Annotated in this window: 22 protein-coding genes and 1 other RNA gene; 8 read left to right on the top strand and 15 right to left on the bottom strand. The window is 66.2% G+C overall.

The annotated features are described in order from the left end of the window. Window positions 1–88: 88 nt before the first annotated feature. The 4 genes from fba to gap form a co-directional block, all read right to left on the bottom strand. A complete protein-coding gene (gene fba / locus K368_RS0101445) occupies window positions 89–1,159 on the bottom strand; it encodes a class II fructose-bisphosphate aldolase (RefSeq protein ID WP_018042049.1) in 1,071 nt (356 codons plus the stop codon). 249 nt (window positions 1,160–1,408) lie between these two features. Then, window positions 1,409–2,611: a phosphoglycerate kinase gene (locus K368_RS0101450; RefSeq protein WP_027170832.1), complete on the bottom strand. Its 1,203-nt coding sequence runs from the start codon at window positions 2,609–2,611 to the stop codon at window positions 1,409–1,411. 29 nt (window positions 2,612–2,640) lie between these two features. Next, window positions 2,641–3,171, bottom strand: a complete 531-nt coding sequence (locus K368_RS0101455; protein WP_027170833.1) for a hypothetical protein — start codon at window positions 3,169–3,171, stop codon at window positions 2,641–2,643. A gap of 85 nt (window positions 3,172–3,256) precedes the next feature. Further along, on the bottom strand, window positions 3,257–4,264 hold the full coding sequence (gene gap, locus K368_RS0101460; protein ID WP_027170834.1) for a type I glyceraldehyde-3-phosphate dehydrogenase: 1,008 nt from the start codon (window positions 4,262–4,264) through the stop codon (window positions 3,257–3,259). 425 nt (window positions 4,265–4,689) lie between these two features. Between gap and K368_RS0101465 the strand changes: the two genes are divergently transcribed. The 8 genes from K368_RS0101465 to K368_RS0101500 all read left to right on the top strand — a co-directional run bounded on the left by K368_RS0101465 (window position 4,690) and on the right by K368_RS0101500 (window position 11,690). Next, entirely contained in the window at window positions 4,690–4,986 is a 297-nt protein-coding gene (locus K368_RS0101465; RefSeq protein ID WP_027170835.1) for a DUF4164 domain-containing protein, read from the top strand. Between the two features lie 31 nt (window positions 4,987–5,017). After that, window positions 5,018–5,377, top strand: coding sequence for a cell division protein ZapA (locus tag K368_RS0101470; RefSeq protein WP_027170836.1), 360 nt, complete (start codon window positions 5,018–5,020; stop codon window positions 5,375–5,377). A gap of 67 nt (window positions 5,378–5,444) precedes the next feature. Next, window positions 5,445–5,602, top strand: a non-coding RNA gene (ssrS, locus tag K368_RS25755) — 6S RNA. Continuing rightward, window positions 5,592–6,179 carry a 5-formyltetrahydrofolate cyclo-ligase gene (locus tag K368_RS0101475; RefSeq protein ID WP_027170837.1) on the top strand — a complete coding sequence of 196 codons (588 nt, stop codon included), beginning with the start codon at window positions 5,592–5,594 and terminating at the stop codon, window positions 6,177–6,179. The genes ssrS and K368_RS0101475 overlap by 11 nt, the downstream gene beginning before the upstream one ends. Before the next feature lie 9 nt (window positions 6,180–6,188). Further along, window positions 6,189–7,010, top strand: a complete 822-nt coding sequence (locus K368_RS0101480; RefSeq protein ID WP_027170838.1) for a TIGR00282 family metallophosphoesterase — start codon at window positions 6,189–6,191, stop codon at window positions 7,008–7,010. 982 nt (window positions 7,011–7,992) lie between these two features. After that, window positions 7,993–8,958, top strand: coding sequence for a MotA/TolQ/ExbB proton channel family protein (locus K368_RS0101485; RefSeq protein WP_027170839.1), 966 nt, complete (start codon window positions 7,993–7,995; stop codon window positions 8,956–8,958). Further along, entirely contained in the window at window positions 8,958–9,971 is a 1,014-nt protein-coding gene (locus tag K368_RS0101490; RefSeq protein WP_027170840.1) for a peptidoglycan -binding protein, read from the top strand. Before K368_RS0101485 ends, K368_RS0101490 begins: the two co-directional genes overlap by 1 nt. 465 nt (window positions 9,972–10,436) lie before the next feature. Beyond that, window positions 10,437–11,690, top strand: coding sequence for a glycosyltransferase (locus K368_RS0101500; protein ID WP_027170841.1), 1,254 nt, complete (start codon window positions 10,437–10,439; stop codon window positions 11,688–11,690). A 21-nt stretch (window positions 11,691–11,711) separates the two neighbouring features. Here K368_RS0101500 and K368_RS0101505 read toward each other — a convergent pair whose 3' ends face one another. The 11 genes from K368_RS0101505 to nuoK all read right to left on the bottom strand — a co-directional run bounded on the left by K368_RS0101505 (window position 11,712) and on the right by nuoK (window position 24,550). Next, the gene (locus K368_RS0101505; protein WP_027170842.1) at window positions 11,712–12,425 is read right to left on the bottom strand and encodes an ABC transporter ATP-binding protein; all 714 of its coding nucleotides are present in this window, start codon (window positions 12,423–12,425) and stop codon (window positions 11,712–11,714) included. A gap of 17 nt (window positions 12,426–12,442) precedes the next feature. Further along, the gene (locus tag K368_RS0101510; protein WP_027170843.1) at window positions 12,443–13,747 is read right to left on the bottom strand and encodes a lipoprotein-releasing ABC transporter permease subunit; all 1,305 of its coding nucleotides are present in this window, start codon (window positions 13,745–13,747) and stop codon (window positions 12,443–12,445) included. Window positions 13,748–13,754: 7 nt separating this feature from the next. Further along, on the bottom strand, window positions 13,755–15,080 hold the full coding sequence (gene proS, locus K368_RS0101515) for a proline--tRNA ligase (RefSeq protein ID WP_027170844.1): 1,326 nt from the start codon (window positions 15,078–15,080) through the stop codon (window positions 13,755–13,757). Between the two features lie 457 nt (window positions 15,081–15,537). Next, window positions 15,538–15,882, bottom strand: coding sequence for a DUF1467 family protein (locus tag K368_RS0101520; RefSeq protein ID WP_027170845.1), 345 nt, complete (start codon window positions 15,880–15,882; stop codon window positions 15,538–15,540). Beyond that, window positions 15,879–16,283 (bottom strand): methylmalonyl-CoA epimerase, encoded by a 405-nt coding sequence (mce, locus tag K368_RS0101525; protein ID WP_027170846.1) that lies wholly within the window; start codon window positions 16,281–16,283, stop codon window positions 15,879–15,881. The genes K368_RS0101520 and mce overlap by 4 nt, the downstream gene beginning before the upstream one ends. A 201-nt stretch (window positions 16,284–16,484) precedes the next feature. Beyond that, window positions 16,485–18,158, bottom strand: a complete 1,674-nt coding sequence (locus K368_RS0101530) for a ribonuclease J (protein ID WP_027170847.1) — start codon at window positions 18,156–18,158, stop codon at window positions 16,485–16,487. 12 nt (window positions 18,159–18,170) lie between these two features. Beyond that, window positions 18,171–19,007 (bottom strand): biotin--[acetyl-CoA-carboxylase] ligase, encoded by an 837-nt coding sequence (locus K368_RS0101535; RefSeq protein ID WP_036265865.1) that lies wholly within the window; start codon window positions 19,005–19,007, stop codon window positions 18,171–18,173. 4 nt (window positions 19,008–19,011) lie between these two features. Next, a complete protein-coding gene (gene nuoN / locus K368_RS0101540; protein ID WP_027170849.1) occupies window positions 19,012–20,454 on the bottom strand; it encodes an NADH-quinone oxidoreductase subunit NuoN in 1,443 nt (480 codons plus the stop codon). 13 nt (window positions 20,455–20,467) lie between these two features. Continuing rightward, entirely contained in the window at window positions 20,468–21,988 is a 1,521-nt protein-coding gene (locus tag K368_RS0101545; protein ID WP_027170850.1) for an NADH-quinone oxidoreductase subunit M, read from the bottom strand. A gap of 47 nt (window positions 21,989–22,035) precedes the next feature. After that, window positions 22,036–24,141 carry an NADH-quinone oxidoreductase subunit L gene (gene nuoL / locus K368_RS0101550; RefSeq protein ID WP_027170851.1) on the bottom strand — a complete coding sequence of 702 codons (2,106 nt, stop codon included), beginning with the start codon at window positions 24,139–24,141 and terminating at the stop codon, window positions 22,036–22,038. 103 nt (window positions 24,142–24,244) lie between these two features. Continuing rightward, entirely contained in the window at window positions 24,245–24,550 is a 306-nt protein-coding gene (gene nuoK / locus K368_RS0101555) for an NADH-quinone oxidoreductase subunit NuoK (protein ID WP_018042026.1), read from the bottom strand. Window positions 24,551–24,566: the final 16 nt, after the last annotated feature.

Genomic DNA, 24,566 nt, shown 5'->3' on the forward strand with positions numbered 1-24,566 from the left:
AGCGGGGACCGCTTCTCGGGGACAGACGATGCGAGATCACCGCGTCACGCACGGTTCCGGATGCGATCCGAAACCGTGAAGCAGCGGCTCAGGCAGCGCCGATCTTCGGATCGAGGGAGCCATTGGCGTAGCGCTTGGCCATCTCGGAGACCGAGATCGGGCGGATCTTCGAGCCCTGGCCGGCAGTGCCGAATTCCTCGAAACGCTGGCGACAGAGCTTCGTCATCGCGTCCATGGCGGGCTTCAGGTACTTGCGCGGATCGAACTCGGCCGGGTTCTCGGTGAGGACCTTCCGGATCTGGCCGGTCATGGCCATGCGGTTGTCGGTATCGATGTTGATCTTGCGCACGCCGTGCTTGATGCCACGCTGGATCTCGGCCACCGGCACGCCCCAGGTGGGCTTCATCTGGCCGCCATAGGAGTTGATGATGTCCTGCAGGTCCTGCGGCACCGAGGAGGAGCCGTGCATGACGAGGTGGGTCGTCGGCAGGCGGCGGTGGATCTCCTCGATCACGTTCATGGCAAGCACGTCGCCGTCGGGCTGGCGGGTGAACTTGTAGGCGCCGTGGCTGGTGCCCATGGCGACGGCGAGCGCATCGACCTTGGTGGCGGTGACGAACTTTACGGCCTCCTCCGGGTCGGTGAGGAGCTGGTCGTGGCTAAGTACGCCCTCGGCGCCGTGTCCGTCCTCGGCCTCGCCTTGGCCGCTCTCCAGTGAACCGAGCACGCCGAGCTCGCCCTCCACCGAGACGCCGGCCCAATGGGCCATGCGGGTGACGTTGCCGGTGATCTCGACGTTGTAGGCGTAGTCCGCCGGAGTCTTGCCGTCGGCCTTCAGCGAGCCGTCCATCATCACCGAGGTGAAACCGTACTGGATCGCCGTGGCGCAGGTGGCTTCGTTGTTGCCGTGGTCGAGATGCATGCAGACGGGGATGTGGGGGTAGATCTCCACGAGGCCGTCGATCAGCTTGGCGAGCACCACGTCGTTGGCATAGGCGCGCGCACCCTTGCTCGCCTGCAGGATCACCGGCGAATCAGTGGCATCGGCCGCCGCCATGATGGCGAGCCCCTGCTCCATGTTGTTCAGGTTAAAGGCCGGCACGCCGTATTCGTATTCGGCGGCGTGATCCAGGAGCTGCCTCAGGGTGATACGTGCCATTGGTGTCTCCTAAAAACGATGGGGCCGACCCGATGGGCCGCCATCCAATGAAATTCGTCTGCCTTGTCGGACCTTACCGGGTCCATCGCAACTCGAAATGGGAGGGCTCGCCAGTGGTCCCTCACCATTTCCCATCCGCTTCCTCATCCTAGGGTGCCGAAGCGGAGCGAAGGCCTCGAAGGAGCATTCTTCGAGGCCCGCTGCCGCGGGCGCCTTGGGATGAAGTGGAGAGATGGGTGATGGAACCGATCACCCCTTGACGCGCAGGGCCTCGACGCCGGGCAGGACCTTGCCCTCCAGCCATTCGAGGAACGCGCCGCCGGCGGTGGACACGTAGGAAAAATCGTCGGCGACGCCGGCATGGTTGAGGGCGGCCACCGTGTCGCCGCCGCCGGCCACCGAGACGAGCTTGCCGGCCTTGGTGCGCTCGGCCGCGTGACGCGCAGCCGCCACCGTGGCGGCGTCGAACGGGGTCAGCTCGAACGCGCCGAGAGGTCCGTTCCAGACCAGTGTCGCGGCATCGTCGATGGCGGCATCGATCTCGGCCACCGAGGCCGGGCCGGCATCGAGGATCATACCGGTCTCCGACACGGCGTCGACACTCACCGTCTCATGCGCCGCGTTGGCCTTGAACTCGGCGGCGACCACCGCGTCGACGGGCAGGATGATGCGGCACTTGGCGGAAGCGGCGGCGTCGAGGATGCGGAGTGCCGTCTCGGCGAGATCCTTCTCGCACAACGACTTGCCGACGGCTTTCCCCTGCGCGTGCAGGAAGGTGTTGGCCATGCCGCCGCCGATGACGAGCATGTCCACCTTGGCGACGAGATTCTGCAGGAGGTCGATCTTCGAGGAGACCTTGGCGCCGCCGACGAGGGCGATGACCGGGCGGCTCGGCGCCTCCAGCCCCTTGGTGAGCGCGTCGAGCTCGGCCTGCATCAGCCGGCCGGCGTAGGCCGGCAGCACATGGGCGAGGCCCTCCGTCGAGGCATGGGCGCGATGGGCGGCCGAGAAGGCCTCGTTGACGTAGAGGTCGCCGTTGGCGGCGAGTGCCGTCACGAAACCGGCCTCGTTCTTCTCCTCGCCCGCGTGGAAGCGGGTGTTCTCCAGGAGGAGGACATCGCCGTCCTTCAGGGCCGTGACGGCCGAGGACGCGGCCTCGCCGATGCAATCCTCGGCGAAGGCGACCGGGCGGCCGAGACGGTCGGACAGGGCGGAGACCACCTGTTTCAGCGAATCAGCCGCCACCGGCTTGCCCTTGGGGCGGCCGAAATGCGCCAGCAGCACCACGCGTCCGCCACCATCCGCGATCTCGCGGATCGTCGGGACGATCCTCTCGATGCGAGTGGCGTCGGTGACGCGCTCCCCCTCCATCGGCACGTTCAGGTCGACGCGGAGAAGCACGCGCTTGCCCTGGAGGGAGCCGGCATCGTCGAGGGTGCGGAAAGCGGTCATCCTGGCCTTCAGTGTCGTCGAGAGAAAGATCAGCGCGGGGTGATGAGCCCATCGAGATGGAAGCGCTGGGCGGCAATGGTCAGGACTACGGTGAGCACCGCAGTGATGATTGCCGTCAGCACCAGGGCTCCGGAGCCTGGCAGCCGGCGCGTGCGGTCGGCGACGGCGCGGACTTCGCTGCGCAGGGCAGCGAGGTCGGACTGGCGGGCCGCCTCGCTCATGCGGGTGGTCGCCCCCTCGATCTTCTCCTCGACGCGGGAGAGCAGGGCCTCGGAGCGGGCGTACTTATCCTCGATCCGCGCGCACTTGTCCTCGATGCGGGCGAGCTGATCGCTGCCGGGCGAAGATGCGGCGGGCGAGGATTGAGACAGAGGCTCGGCCTTGCCGACCGCGAGCGGCGGTGCTGCCTTCTGGTTGGCGATCGCCTGGGTCTCGGGCACCGGCGACGGCGCCGTTCCCGCGAGATCGGGCGTTTTACTCTCAGAAGTCATACTCTCGGAAGTCTTGGCGCCCGGTATGAAGCTGGTTCCGGTCGACGGGGTCGGCGAAGGCTCGGTCATGTCGGACGCACCATTGCTGGTCGATCACAGGGTGTCGTTCACGCAGCACCCCGGGCGGCACGCGGGCCGCCCGGAAGCGCTACTCTCAGAGCAGCTTTCCCATCGCCACGGCGGTGTCCGCCATGCGGTTCGAGAAGCCCCACTCGTTGTCGTACCAGGACAGGATACGCACGAACGTGCCGTCCATCACCTTGGTCTGGTCGAGGTGGAAGGTGGACGAATGAGGATCGTGGTTGAAGTCGATGGAGACGTTGGGCTGGTCGGTATAGGCCAGCACGCCCTTCAGCGGACCATCGGCGGCGGCGCGGATGGCATTGTTGATCTCCTCGACGGAGGTCTGGCGCTTGGCCGTGAACACCAGGTCGACGGCCGAGACGTTGGGGGTCGGCACGCGGATCGAGGTTCCGTCGAGCTTGCCCTTCAGCTCCGGCAGGACGAGGCCGACGGCCTTGGCCGCACCGGTGGAGGTCGGGATCATCGACAGCGCGGCGGCGCGGGACCGGTAGAGGTCCTTGTGCATCTGGTCCAGCGAAGGCTGGTCGTTGGTGTAGGAGTGGATCGTCGTCATGAAGCCGCGCTCGATCCCGACGAGATCGTTGAGTACCTTGGCCACCGGCACGAGGCAGTTGGTGGTGCAGGAGGCGTTCGAGATGACGAGGTGGTCGGCAGTCAGCTTGTCGTGGTTGACGCCGTAGACCACGGTGAGGTCGGCGCCGTCGGCGGGGGCCGAGACGATGACACGCTTGGCGCCGGCGTCGAGATGAGCCTTGGCCTTGTCCTTCGAGGTGAAGATGCCAGTGCATTCGAGGGCGATATCGACGCCGAGCTCGCGGTGCGGAAGCTCGGCCGGGTTGCGCACGGCGGTGACCTTGATGCGCTGACCGTCGACGACGATGAACTCGCCGTCTACCTCGACTTTGGCGTTGAAGCGGCCGTGGATCGAGTCGAAGCGCAATAGGTGAGCATTGGTCTCGACGGGGCCGAGATCGTTGATCGCGACGACTTCGATATCCTTGCGGCCGGATTCGTGGATGGCGCGCAGGATGTTGCGGCCGATGCGTCCGAACCCGTTGATGGCAACCTTCACCGACACGGCGTGAATCCTTCTATGTACCGGGCGCCGACCTCGCGGAACCCGTAAGCAGCAAGAGCGAGACAGCGGGCCGAAGGGGCGGAGCCGCCATTCGGCGTCGCTGTGTCATGTGCACCGTTGAACGTCAGATGAACCGCTTGGCCCATCATCCGACCCTCATGCGTCCGCGAAAGGACCGATGCGGGATCGATGGTCGAACGGGTCACGGGCTCGAATTCCCAATCTGGCGGTCGGTTCGAGGAGCGCGCGGTCTCTAACATGGGGGAAACCGCTGGCAAAGGTTTTGCCGGATCGATTCGTTTTCCTCCCCCGCATATGATGGCAAAGCGTCGATTTCGCGCGCGGATCGGTAGAGGTTTGGCTACAAATCCGCTTTTCCGAAACAGATGCGCCAGCCCCTCCATCATCCGGCGGACCGTAGAACGATGAACCAGACGCCAGACCGGCCGAACGTGGACCATGCCCTTGCTCGGCTCGACACGGTGCTGACCCGCCTTGAAGCCTCGGTGGCCCATCGCCTCGAGGCCGAGCGCGAACCCGGCGACCTGGAGACGGAACTCGCCATCATGGCGGAGGATCGCGCGCGCCTCGCGGTGGAACTCGACGCCGCCAGCGCGCGCCTCGCCAAGGTGGAGGCGACCACGAGCGATGTCGGCCACCGCCTGGGGCGGGCGATCGAAGCGGTGGAGGGCGTGCTGGCCCGCCCCCGCACCGCACGCTAGTCTGCGAACTCTCACACCAGCCCCATCGGACATGCCCCAGATCAGCGTCACCATCGACGGCAAGAGCTACCGGATGGCCTGCGCCGAAGGCGAAGAGGCGCATCTCTCGGCGCTGGCCGCAGAGCTCGACACCCGCGTCACCGACATGCGGACATCCTTCGGCGAGATCGGCGACATGCGCCTGCATGTGATGGCCGCCCTCACCCAGGCGGACGAGCTCGCGGAACTCAAGCGTCGCCTGGCGGATCTCGAGGCCGAAACGGTCACGCTCCGGGAGCGCGTCGAAACCGCAGACTCCCTCCGCGCCGACGAGGAGACCCGTATCGCCGAGGGGCTCGGCCGGGCGGCGGACCGGATCGAGCGGCTGGCGCATGCGCTGGCGGCGGGATGAGCATCCCGCACACGATTGCCTACGCCACCCCCTGGCGCGGAACGCCGACCAACGCTACATGACTAGGGCGGTGCTGCGGGGTTCGTCAGGAGTACTTTTCCCCGGGGCCTTATCGACTCCCCAGGGAGCTGTCCCTGGCCCTGTCCCTGGACTTGGCCAACACGGCGCCCACCTACACTGTAGGTTTCCCGGGATCGCAACTCCAACGGCTCACGTGGCTCCGCACTCTGATTTCCCCGCTTTGAAAGCCGAGCTTCGTAAGCAAGCCCTCGCCCGGCGCGACGGCCTCGACGCCGAGAGCCGCCGGGTCGGCGGTCTGCGGATTGCGCAGAGCGTAATACGGATCGCACCCTTGGCTGATGCTGCCATCGTCGGCGCATTCTGGGCGATCCGCAGCGAGGTCGATCCCCTCCCCCTCATCGAGATGCTGTTCGCGCGCGGACAGCGGGTCGCCCTGCCCAAGGTGACGCCGGACGGCCTCGTCTTCCGCGAGTGGCGCGCTGGAGAGGCGCTGGTGCCGGGCTCCTTCGGCCTCAGCGAACCGCGGGACGACCTGCCGCCCCTCGATCCCACCGCCCTCATCGTGCCGCTCGCCGCCTTCGACCGGCGCGGGCACCGCATCGGCTATGGGCGCGGCTATTACGATCAGGCCATCGAGCGGCTCTCCCGCAACGGCCCGGCCCTGACGATCGGCATCGCCTTCTGCGTGCAGGAGGTGGAGACCGTGCCCTCCGAGCCGCACGACCAGCCCCTCGACCATCTCATCACCGAAGCGGGGCCGGTCCCGCTCGTCCGGGACTGACACCGACACATGCGACTTCTCTTCCTCGGCGATGTGGTGGGCCGCCCCGGCCGCAACGTGGTGATGGACCGGCTGCCGAAGCTGCGCGAGCGCTGGCGCCTCGATTGCGTGGTCATCAACGGCGAGAACGCGGCAGGCGGCTTCGGCATCACCGAGGCGATCTGCGACGAACTCCTCCAGGCGGGCGCCGATGCGGTGACGCTGGGCAACCATTCCTTCGACCAGCGCGAAGCCCTCGTCTTCATCCAGCGCCAGTCCCGCCTCGTCCGCCCGGCAAACTATCCGCCCGGCACGCCGGGGCGCGGCGCCACCGTGGTGGAGACGCGGGGCGGCGCCCGCGTCCTCGTCCTCAACGTCATGGGCCGCATCTACATGGATGCGCTGGACGATCCCTTCGCATCCGTCGAGCGCGAACTCTCCGCCTGCCCCCTCGGCGAGGTGGCGGACGCCGTCATCGTCGACGTCCATGCCGAGGCGACCAGCGAGAAGCAGGCCTTCGGGCACTTCCTGGACGGCCGCGCCAGCCTCGTCGTCGGCACCCATACGCACACCCCCACCGCCGACCACCGTATCCTCCCAGGCGGCACAGCCTACCTGTCGGATGCCGGCATGTGCGGCGATTACGATTCGATCCTCGGCATGCAGAAGGACGAGCCCCTGCGCCGCTTCCTGCAGAAGACTCCCGGCGCACGCCTGGAAGCGGCGCAGGGGAAAGGTACCCTGTGCGGGATCGCCGTCGAGACTGACAACGCGACGGGGCTCGCTACCATGGTTTCGGCGGTCCGCCTCGGCCCGCATCTCGAAGAAACCTGGCCGCGCGCCTGGGATTAGGAGACGCGCTCGGGCGACACTCGCTTCGACGCCGTTAATGGCGCGTGCGCCCGAAAGACAACCTTGACGGGCAACTTATCCTCGAACACAATCTTAAGAAGAGATCAAATGAATCTCTCTTGGAGGTTGAAAACTTGGCCGAGCCCGATTTTTCTCGCATCCATGCAGCGATCCGGCAGGCAGGCGCCCAGTGGGATTCGGGGCCTACAGCTCTCAGCGAGTTCTAGGACGCGAGTGGCCCGGCGACCGAGCGGTTCGGTCTGGCCTTCGATCCGGAGATCGCTCTTCTCAAGCCCGACATCGCGGCACCGACACCTCCTCGGCGCCGTTCGAGAAGCTCCGCATGAAGACAGAGGGGTAAGGCCTCCGGCTCGAACGAGCGACTTGTGTGCGGGCAAACCGGTACGCGATTAGGAATCGCACTGGAGTGAACCTCATGGAGCTCGAACGGCGCGGCCCGATCAAGGCGTGTTCTGGCGACACGATCGAGGTGTCCGCCCCCGGTAAGGGAATCGGGTCTTTCTCTGGCATGCCGAGGTTTCGCAGCAGGCGGCGACGATCGTGAGCGAGGCCTTGGGGCCGGCGGGAGAAGGCGTCGGGGCGACGCGAGAAAAAGTCTTTCGCGTTCGCCTGGAGCAGCCCGGTGACACGACCGTCCGCCTCGTCCAGAAACGTCCTTGGGAATCGACCCCGAGCCGCATCATCGAGGTGCCGATTCGGTGTGCCTGACGCCCCGATCGCCCGGTTGAGATGAACTGTGGGCTCATATCGACCCGATCCGCCACGGTCGATCCCGTGTCCCGCTTCCTCTATTCCGTGCATAGACGCCGTTCGATCGATCCGAGGAAGTCGTGCCGCTTGATCGCGGGCGGCGATGCGTCGAATGTGTGCGTAGCTCAGCTTGAGCGCACGCCCGGTGCTTTTCGTTTCCGCAGCTCGACGCATGGTCAGAGACCGGCGTCTTCAGAGTCCCCGACACCCCATGGCGACCCGCTCCGCGACTGCCCCCCTGAGCCGCCCGGGCATCTATCTTGTCCGGATGCTGGTCTTCCTGACCCTGGTCGGGTTTCTCGCCTTCGTCCTGTTCCGGCAGATCACGCCGGCCTTCCTGGCCAATGCCGGGTTGAACGGGCTGATCCTCGGTGTGCTCCTCATCGCCATCCTGCTCGCCTTCGGGCAGGTGATCCGCCTCTTCCGCGAGGTCGCCTATGTCAACGCGGTCGCGGCCGGTGAGGATTCGGCCAAGCCGCCCTCGCTCCTGGCACCGCTTTCCCCGGCGATCCTGGCGCGGCGCGAGGGCACGACGCAGGCCGGCATCCGCTCCTATCTCGACACCGTGGCGGCGCGCCTCGACGAGGGCCGCGAGATCCTGCGCTACATCGCCGGGCTGCTGATCCTGCTCGGCCTCCTCGGTACCTTCTGGGGCCTCATCGACACACTGAGCGCGGTGGGCAGCGTGATCCAGAGCATGCGCGGCGGCGGCGAGGCCAGCGCGATGTTCGACGAATTGAAGAACGGTCTCGCCAAGCCGCTCTCCGGCATCGGCCTCGCCTTCTCGGCCTCGCTGTTCGGCCTGTCGAGCTCCCTCGTCACCGGCTTCCTCGACCTCCAGGCCGGCCAAGCCCATGCCCGCTTCCACAACGAGTTGGAGGATTGGCTGGTCTCCGGCGAGGAGCAGACCGCTGCGGCGCGCCCCGTCGCGGCGCAGGAGCCGGCCTCCGCCCGCGAGCTCACCGAGGCGGTGGACCGGCTCTCCACCATTATCTCCGAGGGAGCCAACGGCCGCGTGGCGACCCAGGCGATGACCAACCTCGCCGAGGGCATCCAGGGCCTCGTTCAGCACATGCGGGCCGAGCAGCAGATGATCCGCGACTGGGTCGAGGCGCAGGCGACGCGGGAGCGTGAACTCAAGCAGGTGCTCGACCGGCTCGGCCGCGAGAAGACCTGATGGCCTCGCTGCGCACGCGCCGGGACCGGAGCCTCAACGTCTGGCCAGGCTATGTCGACGCCCTGGCGACGCTGCTGCTCGCCGTCGTCTTCCTGCTGACGATCTTCGTGGTCGGGCAGTTCTTCCTGTCCCAGGAGATCACCGGCCGCGATTCGGTGCTGAACCGCCTCAACCGACAGATCGCCGACCTCACCGACCTCCTGGCGCTGGAGCGCTCCACGCGCCGGGCGCAGGAGGAGAAGGCCTCGAACCTGCGCACAACGCTTCTGAGCACCGAGGCCGAGCGCGACAAACTGAAGGAACAGGCCGGCGCCGCCGCGGGCGGCGACAACCGCCAGGGCGAACTCGACAAGCAACTGGTGGCCGAGCGCGCCACCAACGCCCGCGCCGCGTCACAGATCGATCTCCTCAACGAACAGATCGGCGCCATGCGCCGGCAACTCGCCGCCCTGGAGGATGCCCTGGCTGCGAGCGAAAGCCGTGACCGGGAGAGCCAGGCCCGCATCGCCGATCTCGGCAGCCGCCTCAACGTGGCCCTCGCCCAGAAGGTGCAGGAACTGGCGCGCTACCGCTCCGACTTCTTCGGCCGCCTGCGCCAGATCCTCGGCAACCGCAGCGACATCCGCGTGGTTGGCGACCGGTTCGTCCTGCAATCGGAGGTGCTGTTCCCGGCGGGCTCGGCGAGCCTGAAGCCCGAGGCGGCGCCGGAGCTCGACCGGATCGCCACGGCCATCCTCGATCTGTCGAAGCAGATCCCGGCGGATATTCCCTGGGTCCTTCGTGTCGACGGGCATACCGATGCCCGTCCCATCGCCAGTTCGCAATTCCCGTCGAACTGGTCGCTCTCGGCGGCCCGCGCCATCGCCGTGGTGCAGTACATGGCGGGCAGGGGCATCCCGCCTCAGCGCCTGCTCGCCGCCGCCTTTGGTGAATTCCAGCCCATCGAGGCCGGCACCAGCGACGACGTCTACGCCCGCAACCGCCGCATCGAGCTGAAGCTCACCGAACGTTAAGGCCGCCCCCCTACCGCAGAGGTGCCAGCGCCACCGCCCAGACGACGAACGCGCCGGAGAGCAACCCGAAGGCCATGAATTCCACCGCGCCGGTCAGGATCATCCGCTTGAGCATTGTGATCGCCTCTCGTTGACGCGATGATCTTTGTTCTTGTTTTGTTCCTTGTAAAGCAGGTAGTTCGCGTGTTTCGCAATGTGGTTAGCGCACGGTTAACAGGTCGACAGTGCACGGTGTCTAACCCCATGCGCCCGGCCTCGGCGGTCTTCTCCGCCTCCCGAAATGTTCCCCTTACACTGGGCAAGGAATCCTCACGATCGCCCGCCGGGCTTCGTGTGAAAGCGGACAAATAGTCCTCCCCGCGCAACCCGTTCGACTCTCAAGCACTTGAAAGGTCAATCTAGGCGAAGAACCGCGGACAAACATTCCATTCTTAGCCATTTTCGCTATCCTATGTGAATGGTCGAATGCGAATACATCTCGTCGCCATCGGTTCCCATGGCGACATCCTTCCGTTTCTGGCCATCGGCGCGGAATTTCTCCGTCGCGGATATGATGTGATCCTGGCCGCCCCCGCCCCCTTCGCGGATCACGCTGCACGGATCGGCCTGCCCTTCCATTCTCTCGGGGACGATCGCGACTACCGCCGCATCACCGCAGATCCCGAGCTCTGGCATCCGCGCCGGGGTGCCGCCGCGCTCTTTGGAAACCTGGCGGCCGCCACCGAGCAGACTTATCGCTGGATCGCCGCGAACGCGTGCAAAGGCCACTCGATCGTGGTCGCCTCGACCCTGGCTTTCGGCGCGCGGGTGGCTCAGGAGAAGTTGCGCCTCCCCGTTATCACGATCCACGCAATGCCGCTGCTGATGGAGAGCCGCTACGCCTCCCCGATCCTGCCGGGCGTGCCGCTGCCTGCCTGGACGCCACATCGGATCCGGCACTGGGTCGGCAGGGGTGCCGACCGATACGTGATCGGCCCGGCCGCCTTGCCGACCATCAATGCGTTCCGACAGGAGCTCGGCCTCAATCCCGTGCGCCGGTTGCGCTACTGGTGGAACAGCCCCTCCCGTGTCCTTCTGCTCTTTCCCGAGTGGTTCGCGGCCACTCAGCCAGATTGGCCCCGGCAGGCCGTGCATGTGGGCTTCCCCGTCGCGGACCGCTTCGGCGACACGGACCGCCTCGGACCCCGTCTCACGCAATTTCTGAGGAGCGACGATCCTCCCCTGGTCTTCACCTATGGATCGGCGATGCGCCAGGCATCGGCCTTCTTCCGAACTGCCCTCGCCATCTGCGAGCGTCTGGGGCGGCGGGGCGTGCTGCTCGCTCCGGAGCACGGTCAGGTTCCGGAGTCCCTGCCGGATTCCCTGATCCATGTGCCCTATGCGCCGCTCAGCGTCCTGCTGCCCCGGTCGGCGGCGTTGATCCACCATGGGGGGATCGGCACCGTGGCGCAGGCTTTGACCTCCGGCACACCGCAGATGATCGTTCCGGTGGCGTTCGACCATTTCGATGAGGCGGCGCGGGTGAAGCGCCTCGGCGCCGGAACGAGCCTGAGCCGTCGCCGCTTCACGCCCGCGCGCGGCGCGCGCCGACTTCGCCGTCTTCTGGCCTCGGCCGAGGTGGCTCGCGCCTGCGGAGATCTGAGGCTGCGTCTCGACGGGCTGGACGGGGTCTCCGCCGCCTGCGACGCGATCGAGAAGATGGCGCCCCGCCGACGGTGACGAAGGCAGGGCGGTCTGACCTTATGCCAGCTGCTCGATCAATCCGTCCCGGATGGTGACGCGCCGGTCCATGCGGGCGGCGAGTTCCATGTTGTGGGTGGCCACGAGCGCGGCGAGGCCCGAGGCGCGGACCAGCGAAACGAGGATGCCGAACACATGCGCCGCCGTGTGCGGGTCGAGGTTGCCGGTGGGCTCGTCGGCCAGCAGCAGGCGCGGGCCGTTGGCGACCGCGCGCGCTATGGCGACGCGCTGCTGCTCGCCGCCCGACAATTCGGCCGGGCGGTGGATCAGGCGCTCCTTCAGGCCGAGGAAGCTCAGGAGTTCCGTGGCGCGCGCCTTGGCCTCCTTAGCCCCGAGGCCTCGGATGAGCTGGGGCATCACCACGTTCTCCAGGGCCGAGAATTCCGGCAGGAGGTGGTGGAACTGGTAGACGAAGCCCATCTCCTCGCGGCGAAAGCGGGTGCGTTCGGCATCAGGCATGGCCGCCGTGGGCTGGCCGCCGATATAGACCTCGCCCCCATCCGGCCGCTCCAATAGGCCGGCGAGATGCAGAAGCGTCGACTTGCCCGCCCCCGAGGGTGCCACCAGGGCCACGAGTTCGCCGGGCCAGATCGCGAGATCGGCCCCCCGCAGGATGTCGAGGGCTCCCGTCCCTTGCGTATAGCGGCGTTCGACCTTGGCAAAGAACAGGGCCGGGACCGGCTGCGCGCCGGCCGCCTCGGCTTGGGTTGTCATGATGGTTGAATCTCCCCTCAGCCGTAACGCAGGGCCTGCACCGGATCGAGCCGGGCGGCGCGCCAGGAGGGATAGAGCGTCGCCACGAGCGACAGGGCGATGGAGGTGAGGACCACCACCGTGATCTCGCCGGAATTCATCTCGGCGGGGATCTCGGCCAGGAACCGCACGGTCGGGTCCCAGGCGGAGGGGAACAGCACCCGCTGGATCGGCTTGATGTTGAGGGTGATGAGCGTGCCAAGCGCCAGCCCGCCCAGCGTCCCGACCACGCCGATGAGCGCCCCGTTGATGAGGAAGACCCGCATCACGGTACCTGGCGTGGCCCCCATCGTCCGCAGGATCGCGATGTCGCTCGACTTGTCGCGCACCAGCAGGATCAGGCCGGAGACGATGTTGAGGGTCGCCACCACGACGATGAGGCTGAGGATCAGGAACATCACGTTCCGCTCCACCTCCAGCGCCCCGAAGAAGGTTCGGTTGCGCTGGCGCCAGTCGGTGAGGAGAACGGGCCGCTCCGCCGCCATTTCGAGATCCGGCCGCAGCTGCGCCACGGCATCGGCATTGTCGAGATAGACCTCGATCAGGCTGACGTCGCTGTCCCGGTTGAAGAAGGCCTGGGATTCGGCGAGCGGCATGAACACGAAGGTAGCGTCGAATTCGGTCATGCCGATCTCGAAGATCGCCTTGACCGTATAGGCCTTGGTGCGCGGCGCGGTGCCGAACGGTGTCGTCGCGCCCTTCGGCGTGGACAGGGTGATCTGGTCGCCGGCCTGCAGGCCCAGCGATTCGGCGAGCCTCCGACCGATGGCGACACCGGTGCCGTCGTCGAACCCATCGAGCGTGCCGCCCCGGATGGTCTTGGCGATGGAGCCGATGGAATCGATGTCCTCGCCCCTGATGCCGCGCACCAGCACGCCGCTGCCGCCATAGGGCGACGAGGCGAAGGCTTGGCCTTCCACCAGGGGAATCGCCGAGCGGACGCCGGCGACCTTGGAGAGGCGGTCGGAGAGATCGACGTAATCGGTGAACAGCTTGTCGATGGGCGTAACGAAGACGTGGCCATTGATGCCGACGATCTTCGATAGCAACTCGGTGCGGAACCCGTTCATCACCGAAAGGACGATGATGAGGGTGGCGACCCCCAGGGTGATGCCGAGGACTGAGAAGAAGGCGACGACGGAGACGCCGCCGCCGCGCCGCCGGGCGCGGAGATAGCGCCCGGCGATGATCCACTCGAAGGCCGCGAAGGGCGGCGTGCTGCCGCGCTTGAACAGCACGGAAAGCCCCGCCAGCCGTTCCTTCACCGTCTCTGCCAGAGCCATGCCGGCCTCAGCTCCGCTTCAGGCGCGAGATCAGGTCGATGGGAGCCACGCTCTCGCGCTCGCCGCCGGAGCGCCGCTTGATCTCGACCTTGCCCTCGGCGAGGCCGCGCGGACCCACGACGACCTGCCAGGGCAGGCCGATGAGGTCGGCGGTGGCGAACTTGGCACCGGGACGCTCGTCGCGGTCGTCGTAGAGCACCGTCAGGCCGCTGGCCTCGAGGTTGGACTGGATCTCGGCGCAGGCCGCATCGGTCGCGGCATCGCCTGTCTTGAGGTTGATGAGGGCGACGTCGAACGGCGCCACGGAATCCGGCCAGATGATGCCGGCCTCGTCATGCGAGGCCTCGATGATCGCGGCCACAAGACGGCTCGGGCCGATGCCATAGGAACCCATATGCACGGGGCGGTCGACGCCGTCCGGCCCGGTGACCTTGGCGCCCATGGCCTCGGAATACTTGGTGCCGAAATAGAAGATGTGCCCGACCTCGATGCCGCGCGCGGCCATCTGCTTGTCCTCGCCGACCTCGGCGAAAGCGGCGGGCTCGTGCATCTCGGAGGTGGCGGCGTAGAGCGAGGTCCAGCGGTCCACGGTGCCCTGGAGACCGGCCACGTCGTCGAAATCTGTGGTGACCGGCGGAACGTCGAAATCGAGGTATTGCCTGTCGCAGAACACCTCGCTCTCGCCGGTCTGGGCCAGGATGATGAACTCGTGGCTGAGGTCGCCGCCGATGGGGCCGGTATCGGCGCGCATGGGGATCGCCTTGAGGCCGAGGCCGGCGAAGGTGCGCAGATACGCCACGAACATCTTGTTGTAGGCGTGCCGGGCCGTCGCCTGGTCGATATCGAACGAGTAGGCGTCCTTCATCAGGAATTCGCGCGAACGCATGGTGCCGAAGCGGGGCCGCACCTCGTCACGGAACTTCCAGGAGATCTGGTAGAGATTCTTCGGCAAGTCCTTGTAGGAGCGCACGCTGCCGCGGAAGATCTCGGTGATGACCTCCTCGGCGGTGGGGCCGAACAGCATCTCGCGGTCGTGCCGGTCGGAAATGCGCAACATCTCCTTGCCGTAGGCCTCGTAGCGGCCGGATTCCTTCCACAGCTCCGCCGACTGGATCGACGGCATCAGGAGTTCGATGGCACCTGACCGATCCTGCTCCTCACGGATCACCGCGCAGACCCTGTTGAGTACGCGCAGGCCCAGGGGCAGCCAGGCATAGATGCCCGCCGCTTCCTGACGGATCAGGCCGGCCCGCAGCATCAGGCGGTGGGAGACGATCTCAGCCTCCTTGGGCGTCTCGCGCAGGGTCGGCAGGAAATAGCGGGAGAGACGCATCGGGGGCCCTGGATCGTTTTGGAGCGCGATCGTACCGCGCATCATTGCGGGGCACACAACACATTGCATCGAGAAAAGACAAGCGCCGTGCGGGGTCAGGGAAAGCCCGCATGGTCACGGAACCGGGTCGCGGGGGGAAATGGAGCTCAAACCCACCAAGTCTTGCAAAAAAACGCCAGGAATCATCTCCGAAGGCGTGACAATGCGCAATCCAGTTCCTATAAGCGCCACCGTGATGGTCGCGACGCCCGGAGAGGCAGCGCGAGGTCCGAGTCTCGGGAGGAAATTTCAGCCGCCACGCCGTCAGAAATGCGTGAGATAAAATAGGCTGACACGTCATCTATCGTCTCAAAAGCAAGGCTCACGCCTTGCTTTTTTTATGGCGTATGCGGCCCGCCGGATACGGGCGCGGGACGATCCGACCCTGCCCTGTCCGACATCCGGCCCGATCGCGGCGCTACAGACCCGACAGCTCGAAGATCGGGATCACCACGAGAAAGACGAGGCTGGCGAGCAACGTCGTCCAGATCGCCTTCTCGAGCAGGCGCGGGGCCGCCGGCGCCCCTGGATCCTGCCCCGGGACGATCAGCGACGGGTCGGTCTCGACGTGGTTGCGCAACGGCAGGATGACGAAGAGCAGCGTCCACCAGACCACGAAATACAGGGCGAAGGCCCCGAACACCGTCAGCTTGAACAGAACCACTGCGAGGGCCGCCACGGCCGAGACGATGACGGCCATGGTGGCCAGCGTCCGCCAGATTGTGGCCGAGACGGTCTGGACGAGGGCACTCACGCCTCTCACACCTGCTCCAGCTCGACGAGGGTGCCGAGGAAGTCCTTGGGGTGGAGAAACAGCACCGGCTTGCCGTGTGCGCCGATCTTCGGCTCGCCGGTGCCGAGAACGCGGGCGCCCTGAGCCTTCAACTTGTCCCGGGCGACGATGATGTCGTCGACCTCGTAGCAGACATGGTGAACACCGCCGTTCGGGTTGCGGTCCACGAAGCTCTCAATGGGCGAGCCCTCGCCCAGCGGCGACATCAGCTCGACCTTGCTGTTGGGCAGGTTCACGAACACCACCGTCACCCCGTGCTCCGGCTGCGGCAGGGGCTCGGTGACCGTGGCGCCGAGGGTATCGCGATAGATGGCGCAGGCCGCATCAAGGTCGCGTACGGCGATAGCCACGTGGTTCAGGCGTCCGATCATGGTCTGCTCCCTCTTTTCGTTCTTGTGATCCTACCCATCCCCCTCGGCCTGAGGTGCCGCACCAGCGGCCTCGAAGGAGCCCTCCAGCGGTCGCAGCGCGTGCTGGAGGGCTCCTTCGAGGCCTTCGCTGCGCTCCGGACACCTCAGGATGAGGTCGCGGGGTGGAAGGGCAGCGTCAGGCCACCGTTCCACCCCGCTTTCTCACACCTCCACCACCTGCACGTGGCAGGCGGGCTTCTTGCCCCAGGCTTCGTTCACGGCCGAGCGGATCGCCCGGTCGACCGCCTTCTCCACGGCCTCTGCATCCTTGCGCTTCTGCTTCGACAGGCCGCTCAGGGTCCGTGACACCGCCTCGACGGCGACGTCGAGCATCGGCTGGCCGTTCTTGCCGCGATTGGGCAGGCCCATGATGTCGATGGCAGGCTCACCGAGAACCTCGCCCTGGACATCGATGGCGATGGCGACAGACACGACGCCGGATTGCGACAGCTTACGGCGCTCGGGGATGGCGCGGTCTTTCCCGTCGATCAGGATGTTGCCATCCTTGAACAGACGGCCGGCCTTCACGTGCTCGACGATCTCCGGCGTGCCGGGGGCAAGGCGAACGACGCTGCCGTTGCGGGCCTTGACCACGTTGCCGACACCCTGTGCCAGGGCGAAGCGGGCATGCTCGTCGAGATGCAACGCCTCGCCGTGGACGGGGATCGCGGTCCTCGGACGGGTCCAGGCATACATCTCGGCCATCTCGTCGCGGCGCGGATGGCCGGAGACGTGGACGAGCTTCGTCCGGTCGGTGACCACCTCGATGCCGGCATTGATCAGGTCGTTGATGATCGCGCCCACCGCCCGCTCGTTGCCGGGAATGGCGCGGGACGAGAAGATCACGCGATCGCCCGCGGCCAGCGTCACGTCAGGATGATCGTCACGGGAGACGCGGGCGAGCGCCGCACGCTCCTCGCCCTGCGAGCCGGTGAGCAGGCAGACCACCTTGTCGCGGGGCAGGTAGCCGTAGCTGTCGGCCGAGCGAAAATCGGGCAGGCCGTCGAGGAAGCCGCATTCCCGGGCGACGCCGATGACACGGTCCATGGCGCGCCCAACGGCGATGACCTCGCGGCCACAATCGCGCGCTGCTTCGGCCACCGCCCGCATGCGGGCGACGTTGGAGGCGAAGGTGGTGACGGCGACCCGGTGAGGCGCCTCGGCGATGAGCTCACGCAGGGTGGCGGCGACCTCGGCCTCGCTCGGGCTGCGGCCCTCGCGCACGACGTTGGTCGAATCGCTGATCATGGCGATGATGCCCTCGTCGCCCAACTTGCGGAACGAGGCTTCCGAGGTGACGTCGCCGAGGATCGGCGTGGCGTCGAGCTTCCAGTCACCCGTATGCAGGACCAGGCCGTGCGCGGTGCGAATGGCGACCGCGTTCGATTCCGGAATCGAGTGCGACACCGGAACGTACTCGATCTCGAACGGGCCCACCGTCACCGGCTTATGCGCCGCGATCTCGCGTAGGATCACCTTTGGCGCGCCCGGCTCGCTGAGGCGCCGCGCCTCGAGCAAGTTCTTGGCAAAGCGGGTCGCATAGACCGGCGCCTTCAGCTTGGGCCACAGCTCACCGATGGCGCCGATATGGTCCTCGTGCGCATGGGTGATGAAGATGGCGAGGAGGTCGTCCTTGCGCTCCTCGATGAAGCTGAGATCGGGGAACATGAGGTCGATGCCCGGGAAGCCCTCTTCCCCGGCAAAGCCCATTCCGCAATCGACCATGATCCATTTCCGCCGCTTCTCCGGCCCGAAGCCGTAGAGCGCCGCATTCATGCCGATCTCGCCCACGCCGCCGAGCGGCACGAAGACGAGTTCGTCTTGCCCTGTCGTCATCACTGTAAAACCTCAAGCCGCCGTCGCGGCCGAACCCAAATGCACCTCGCCCGCCGTCACGGTCCGTCGCGTCCCATCATCCGATCGGACGACGAGCCGCCCCGCCTCGTCGATCGTCTCGAAAATTCCATGCACGATCTCGCCGCCGATCCGCACCGAAACCGGTGCGCCGATTCCAGCGGCGTCGTCGAGCCAAAGCCGGCGGATCGTTGAGAATCCGCCGCCCCGACTCCAGAGTCGCGCTGCAGCGACGATTTCGTCCGACAGGTAGTCGAACAGATCCTCGGCGCGCGTTTCGTGCGAACTCTGACTGAGGCTTGTCGCGGGATAAGGCAAGTCCTGCGGTGACGCGGCAACGTTGACGCCAAAGCCGATCACCGCCGATCTGCGGCCGCCGGGATGGATCTCGGCCTCCAGGAGCAGACCCGCGAGCTTCGCGCCGGAGACCAAGACGTCGTTGGGCCATTTCAGGCGGAACGGGCTTATTCGACCTTCAACCTCTTCCTGAGATGATGTGATTGGTTGTCCAGGGTGAGATGGTCTGATCGTTCGCTTCAGAGCCGCGATCAGCGCGACGCCGGCGACGAAGCCGAGGCTCGGCACATGGACTGGATCGACGTCCGAGACCGGCCAGAGCAGGCTGGCGGTGAGGTTGCCGGGCAGGGAGGCCCAAGTGCTCCCCCTGCGGCCGCGCCCCGCGTCCTGCCTGAGCGCGACGACCCAGAGCGGCCCCCGTTCACCCTGGCGCGCGAGGTCCATCGCCTGGGTGTTGGTCGAGCTCAGGCTCTCGTGAACGTGAAGCCGATGCCCGGCAGCCTTGGCCGCCGGGCCGAGTCGATACCCGGACACAATGCTAGAACAACGACTTGGCCGCGGCCCCCGCCGCGCTGACCAGGGGAGAGGGCACGAGGAAGAACAGCACCACTACTGCGCTCGAAAGGCCGAGCACGATGCGCAGGCCGGGCGCCATGGTCTCGTACGGGGCTTGGGGCTCGTCGAAATACATCACCTTGACGAGACGCAGGTAATAGAACGCACCGACGACGCTCGTGACGACACCGATCACCGCGAGACCGACGAGATCGGCCTTTATTGCGGCGGCAAAGACGTAGAACTTGCCGAAGAACCCGGCCAGCGGCGGGATGCCGGCAAGCGAGAACATCATCGCGGCGAGGCAGAAGGCCAGGACCGGATGCGTGCGCGAGAGGCCCGAGAGGTCGTCCACCGTCTCGTACATCTGCCCGCCGCGACGCAGTGACAGGAGCACGGCGAAGGCGCCCAGCGTCATGGCGAGATAGATAATCATGTAGATCACTACGCCGCGGATCCCCTCCTCCGAGGCGGCGGCGAGGCCAATCAGGGCGTAGCCGACATTGCCGATGGAGGAATAGGCCATCAGGCGCTTGATGGAGCGCTGGCCGATGGCGGCGAACGAGCCGAGGGTCATGGAGGCGATGGCGACGAAGACGATGATCTGCTGCCAGATCGACGTCACGTCCGGGAAGGCGCCGATGAAGACGCGCACGGTCATGGCGACAGCGGCCATCTTCGGGGCCGAGGCGAAGAAGGCCGTCACGGGGGTCGGCGAGCCCTCGTAGACGTCCGGCGTCCACATGTGGAACGGCACGGCCGACATCTTGAAGGCGACGCCGGCGGCCACGAACACGATACCGAGCACGATGCCGATGCCGGCATTGTCGTTGAGCGCGGAAACAATGCCGGGGAAGGAGACGGTGCCCGTAAAGCCGTAGACCAGCGACGAACCGTAGAGCAGCATGCCCGAGGACAAGGCGCCGAGGACGAAGTACTTCAGCCCGGCTTCCGTCGATTTCAGGTTGTCGCGGTGGAAGGCGGCGATGACGTAGGCCGCCAGCGACTGCAGTTCGAGGCCGAGATAGAGGGCGATCAGGTCGTTGGCCGAGGCCATCACCATCATGCCGATGGTGCAGAGCACGATCAGGATCGGGAATTCGAACCGGTCGATGCGCTCACGCTGGAAATAGTCGCGCGAGAGCAGGATCGTGGCGGCCGAGCCGAGCAGGATCAGCGCCTTCATCACCTTCGAGAAGTTGTCGACGATGAACGACCCGTTGAGGGTCGTGATCTTGGCGCCAGATTGCGACACGACCACGAAGAAGGCGAGGATCAGCAGGATGAGCGCACCGACATTGACGCTCTCGACCGAGCGCTCGCCCCGGAAGGCGCCGTAGAGGATCAGCCCCAGCACGCCGATCGCGAGGATCAGCTCCGGCATCACCGGCGAGAGCGAGGGCAGGACGGCCTGGATAGCGGTCATCTGAGGTAGACCTTCAGCGCGCCACCGGCGGGATCACCGCCGCGGTCTGCGTGTTCGAGAGCGCGGTCTTCATGCTCTGCATCAGCGCCTCCGTGGAGGGGGCGAAGGTGTCGAGGATGGGCGCGGGATGCACGCCGTAATAGATCGTCAGGGCGACGAGCGGCGCGATGATGATCTTCTCCCGCAGGTCGAGATCGAGAATCCCCTGCAGGTTGGGCTTCTCGAGCTTGCCGTAGATCACGCGGGCATAGAGCCACAGAGCGTATCCGGCCGAGAGGATGATCCCGAAGACGGAGAAGAAGGCGACGGTGGGGTTGGCCTTGAAGGCCCCCATCATGGCCAGGAACTCGCCTACGAAACCCGACGTACCCGGCAGGCCGACATTGGCCATGGTGAACACCATCATGGCCGCCGCGTAGAGCGGCATCCGCTTCACGAGGCCGCCATAGGCAGCGATCTCGCGGGTGTGCATCCGGTCGTAGACCACGCCGACGCAAAGGAAGAGCGCGCCCGAGACGATCCCATGGGAGATCATCAGAAACAGGGCGCCCTGGATGCCCTGCTCGTTGAGGGTGAACAGGCCCAGCGTCACGAAGCCCATATGCGCCACCGACGAATAGGCGATGAGTTTCTTGATGTCGGTCTGCATCAGCGCGATCAGCGACGTGAAGATGATCGCGATGACCGAGAGGGCGAAGACGAACGGCGCGAAATAGGCCGACGCATCCGGGAACATCGGAAGCGAGATCCGGATGAAGCCGTAGCCGCCCATCTTGAGCAGGATGCCGGCGAGGATCACCGAACCGGCGGTGGGCGCCTCCACGTGGGCGTCGGGCAGCCAGGTATGGACCGGCCACATCGGCATCTTGACCGCGAAGGAGGCGAAGAAGGCGAGCCACAGCCAGTATTGCATGCCCACGGGGAAGCGGGTGTGCAGCAGGGTCGGGATGTCTGTGGTGCCGGCGTGCCAGTACATCGCCATGATGGCCAGCAGCATCAGCACCGAGCCGAGCAGGGTGTAGAGGAAGAACTTGAAGCTCGCGTAGATCCGGCGCTTGCCGCCCCAGATGCCGATGATGAGGAACATCGGGATCAGGCCGGCTTCGAAGAACAGGTAGAACAGCACGAGGTCGAGGGCCTGGAACACGCCGATCATCGTCGTCTCGAGGACGAGGAAGGCGACGAAATACTCCTTCACCCGCGTGTTCACCGACAGCCACGACGCACCGATGCAGAACGGCATCAGGAACGTGGTGAGCAGGATCAGCGGCATCGAGAACCCGTCGACGCCGAGCTTAAACTTGATCGTCTCGGCGAGCCAGCCGTGGGTCTCCACCAGCTGGAAGCTCGACGTCGACGGATCGAACCGGCCCCAGGCCACCAGGCTGAGGAGGAAGGTGACGATGGTGGTCGCGAGCGCGGCCCAGCGGGCGTTGCGCTTCACGCTCTCGGATTCATCGCCGAGGGACAGGATGAAGGCCGCGCCGCAAAGCGGCACGATCAGCAGGCCTGAAAGAATGCCGAGGCCGAACATCTAGCGGGCACTCCGATACAGGTTGGCGACCGTCATTGCGCGAGACATCAGTGTCCGACCTTCGGCAGGCCGGTGAGCATGTACCAGCTGATGATCGCGGCGACGCCGATGAGCATGACGAAGGCGTAGTGGTAGACGTAGCCGGTCTGGAGCCGGACCACGCCGCGGGTGACGTCGAGCACGCGGGTGGCGATCCCGTCGGGGCCGAGCCCGTCGATGACGCGCCCGTCGCCCTCCTTCCAGAGGAACTTGCCGAAGTTCTTGGCCGGCCGGACGAAGATGCGCTCGTAGAGCTCGTCGAAATACCACTTGTTGAGCAGGAACCGGTACAGGCTCGGCTGCTGCGCGGCGAGCTGGCCCGGCAGTTCAGGCCGGCGGATATACATCCAGAAGGCCAGCAGGAAACCGATCACCAGCATGATGAAGGGCGAATAGGCGACCAGCGCCGGCACCGAATGGATGTCGTGCATGATGTGGTTGTCGGGGCCATGGCCGAGGGCATGTCCCCAGAACGTCTCCATGCCCTCGCCGATGAAGCGGTTCTTGAAGATCAGGCCGGCGAAGAGCGCGCCGAAGGCGAGGATCGCGAGCGGGATCGTCATCACCAGCGGGCTCTCATGCGGCGTGTGCGCATGATCGTGGTGCTCGATGGCGCTGTGCGAGGCGGGCTCGACGTCATGGCCCTTGTCGTCATGGGCGACGCCCTCGTGGTGCCCCGGCGCGCCGTCAGCCTGGACCGCCGCGTGCGCATGCACCGAGGCCGGTGCCGCATCATGATCGTCATGATGAGCGGCGCCATGACCGGCCCAGCGCGCCGGGCCCTCGAACGTCATGAAGAACAGCCGCCACGAATAGAACGAGGTCATCAGCGCGGCGATGACGGTGGCGAGGAAGGCCAGCGTGTGGCCAGGCCGCGTGGAGGCGTAGGCCGCCTCGATGATCGCGTCCTTCGAGTAATAGCCGGCGGTGAAGGGGAAGCCGATTAGCGCCAAGGTGCCGATGGTCATCATCGCGGAGGTGAAGGGGATGTAGCGACGCAGCGCCCCCATGTTCCGCATGTCCTGCTCGTGGTGCATCGCGTGGATGACCGATCCGGCGCCGAGGAACAGCAGCGCCTTGAAGAAGGCATGGGTGAAGAGGTGGAACACGGCGGCCGAATAGGCGCCGACGCCGAGCGCCACGAACATGTAGCCGAGCTGCGAACAGGTCGAGTAGGCGATGACCCGCTTGATGTCGTTCTGCACCATGCCGATCGTGGCCGCGAAGAACGCGGTGATGCCGCCGATGACGGTCACGACGATGAGGGCGTTGGGCGCCACCTCGAACAGGGGCGACAGGCGCGCGACCATGAACACGCCGGCCGTCACCATGGTTGCGGCGTGGATGAGAGCGGAGACCGGGGTCGGCCCCTCCATGGCATCGGGGAGCCAGGTGTGGAGCAGGAACTGCGCCGACTTGCCCATGGCGCCCATGAACAGGAGCAGGCACGCCAGCGTCATGGCGTTCCAGTCGTAGCCGAGGAAGTGGAAGGTGGCGTCCTTGAACTCGGCGGCGCGCGGCAGAATGCCATCGAAGGCCACAGAACCGAACAGGACGAAAACGAGGAAGATGCCAAGCGAGAAGCCGAAATCGCCGACGCGGTTGACGATGAAGGCCTTCATCGCGGCGGCATTGGCAGAGGGCTTCTCGTACCAGAACCCGATCAGCAGGTAGGACGCGAGGCCGACGCCCTCCCAGCCGAAGAACATCTGCACGAGGTTGTCGGCCGTCACCAGCATCAGCATGGCGAAAGTGAACAGCGACAGGTAGGCGAAGAAGCGCGGCCGGTGCGGATCCTCCGCCATGTAACCCACGGAGTAGAGGTGGACGAGGGTCGAGACCGTCGTCACCACTACCAGCATCACCACGGTGAGCGTGTCGATGCGGAACGCCCAGTCGACCACGAGGTCACCGGCGGTGAACCAAGTCGCCACCTGCACGCGGGTGGCGTGGTCGGAGCCCGGTACCTCGAAGAAGGCGCCCCAGGACAGGAGGGCGGAGAAGGCGAGGAAGCCGGTGGTGATGTACTCGCACACGCGAGGGCCGAGCTGGCGGCCGAACAGGCCGGCGAGCAGGGCGCCGATGAGCGGGAAGAAGACGATCGCGTGATACATCGCTGGCTGGCCCGGCCTCCGGAAGCGCGCCGGAAGACCGGCCTCGCTCCATTCTCGTCAATGGGATCGCGCGGGGGGCCCGCGCGGCTCGGCTTTGGTGGAGTCAGCCCTTCATCATGTTCACGTCCTCCACCGCGATGGAGCCGCGGTTTCGGAAGAAGACGACGAGGATGGCGAGCCCGATGGCCGCCTCCGCCGCCGCCACCGTGAGCACGAAAAGGGCGAAGACCTGGCCGGTGATGTCGTTGAGATGTGTGGAGAACGCCACGAGGTTGATGTTCACCGCGAGCAGGATGAGCTCCACCGACATCAGGATGACGATGATGTTCTTGCGGTTCACGAAGATGCCGAGCACGCCGAGCGTGAACAGGATCGCCGCCACCGTGAGGTAATGGCTCAAGCCGATCATGAGCGCTGATCCTTTT

Origin of the sequence: Methylobacterium sp. 10, assembly GCF_000519085.1 — a bacterium.
Lineage (GTDB): Bacteria > Pseudomonadota > Alphaproteobacteria > Rhizobiales > Beijerinckiaceae > Methylobacterium.

Excerpts from the sequence above, each read along its gene's own strand:
- K368_RS0101490 (WP_027170840.1), top strand. The coding sequence starts at position 8,958 with ATGGCCTCGCTGCGCACGCGCCGGGACCGGAGCCTCAACGTCTGGCCA.
- K368_RS0101510 (WP_027170843.1), bottom strand. The coding sequence starts at position 13,747 with ATGGCTCTGGCAGAGACGGTGAAGGAACGGCTGGCGGGGCTTTCCGTG.
- K368_RS0101545 (WP_027170850.1), bottom strand. The coding sequence starts at position 21,988 with ATGTTCGGCCTCGGCATTCTTTCAGGCCTGCTGATCGTGCCGCTTTGC.
- K368_RS0101530 (WP_027170847.1), bottom strand. The coding sequence starts at position 18,158 with ATGACGACAGGGCAAGACGAACTCGTCTTCGTGCCGCTCGGCGGCGTG.
- K368_RS0101505 (WP_027170842.1), bottom strand. The coding sequence starts at position 12,425 with ATGACAACCCAAGCCGAGGCGGCCGGCGCGCAGCCGGTCCCGGCCCTG.
- K368_RS0101455 (WP_027170833.1), bottom strand. The coding sequence starts at position 3,171 with ATGACCGAGCCTTCGCCGACCCCGTCGACCGGAACCAGCTTCATACCG.
- K368_RS0101470 (WP_027170836.1), top strand. The coding sequence starts at position 5,018 with ATGCCCCAGATCAGCGTCACCATCGACGGCAAGAGCTACCGGATGGCC.
- K368_RS0101500 (WP_027170841.1), top strand. The coding sequence starts at position 10,437 with ATGCGAATACATCTCGTCGCCATCGGTTCCCATGGCGACATCCTTCCG.
- K368_RS0101485 (WP_027170839.1), top strand. The coding sequence starts at position 7,993 with ATGGCGACCCGCTCCGCGACTGCCCCCCTGAGCCGCCCGGGCATCTAT.
- mce (WP_027170846.1), bottom strand. The coding sequence starts at position 16,283 with ATGATCGGACGCCTGAACCACGTGGCTATCGCCGTACGCGACCTTGAT.
- K368_RS0101480 (WP_027170838.1), top strand. The coding sequence starts at position 6,189 with ATGCGACTTCTCTTCCTCGGCGATGTGGTGGGCCGCCCCGGCCGCAAC.
- proS (WP_027170844.1), bottom strand. The coding sequence starts at position 15,080 with ATGCGTCTCTCCCGCTATTTCCTGCCGACCCTGCGCGAGACGCCCAAG.
- K368_RS0101465 (WP_027170835.1), top strand. The coding sequence starts at position 4,690 with ATGAACCAGACGCCAGACCGGCCGAACGTGGACCATGCCCTTGCTCGG.
- fba (WP_018042049.1), bottom strand. The coding sequence starts at position 1,159 with ATGGCACGTATCACCCTGAGGCAGCTCCTGGATCACGCCGCCGAATAC.
- K368_RS0101450 (WP_027170832.1), bottom strand. The coding sequence starts at position 2,611 with ATGACCGCTTTCCGCACCCTCGACGATGCCGGCTCCCTCCAGGGCAAG.
- nuoK (WP_018042026.1), bottom strand. The coding sequence starts at position 24,550 with ATGATCGGCTTGAGCCATTACCTCACGGTGGCGGCGATCCTGTTCACG.
- nuoL (WP_027170851.1), bottom strand. The coding sequence starts at position 24,141 with ATGTATCACGCGATCGTCTTCTTCCCGCTCATCGGCGCCCTGCTCGCC.
- nuoN (WP_027170849.1), bottom strand. The coding sequence starts at position 20,454 with ATGACCGCTATCCAGGCCGTCCTGCCCTCGCTCTCGCCGGTGATGCCG.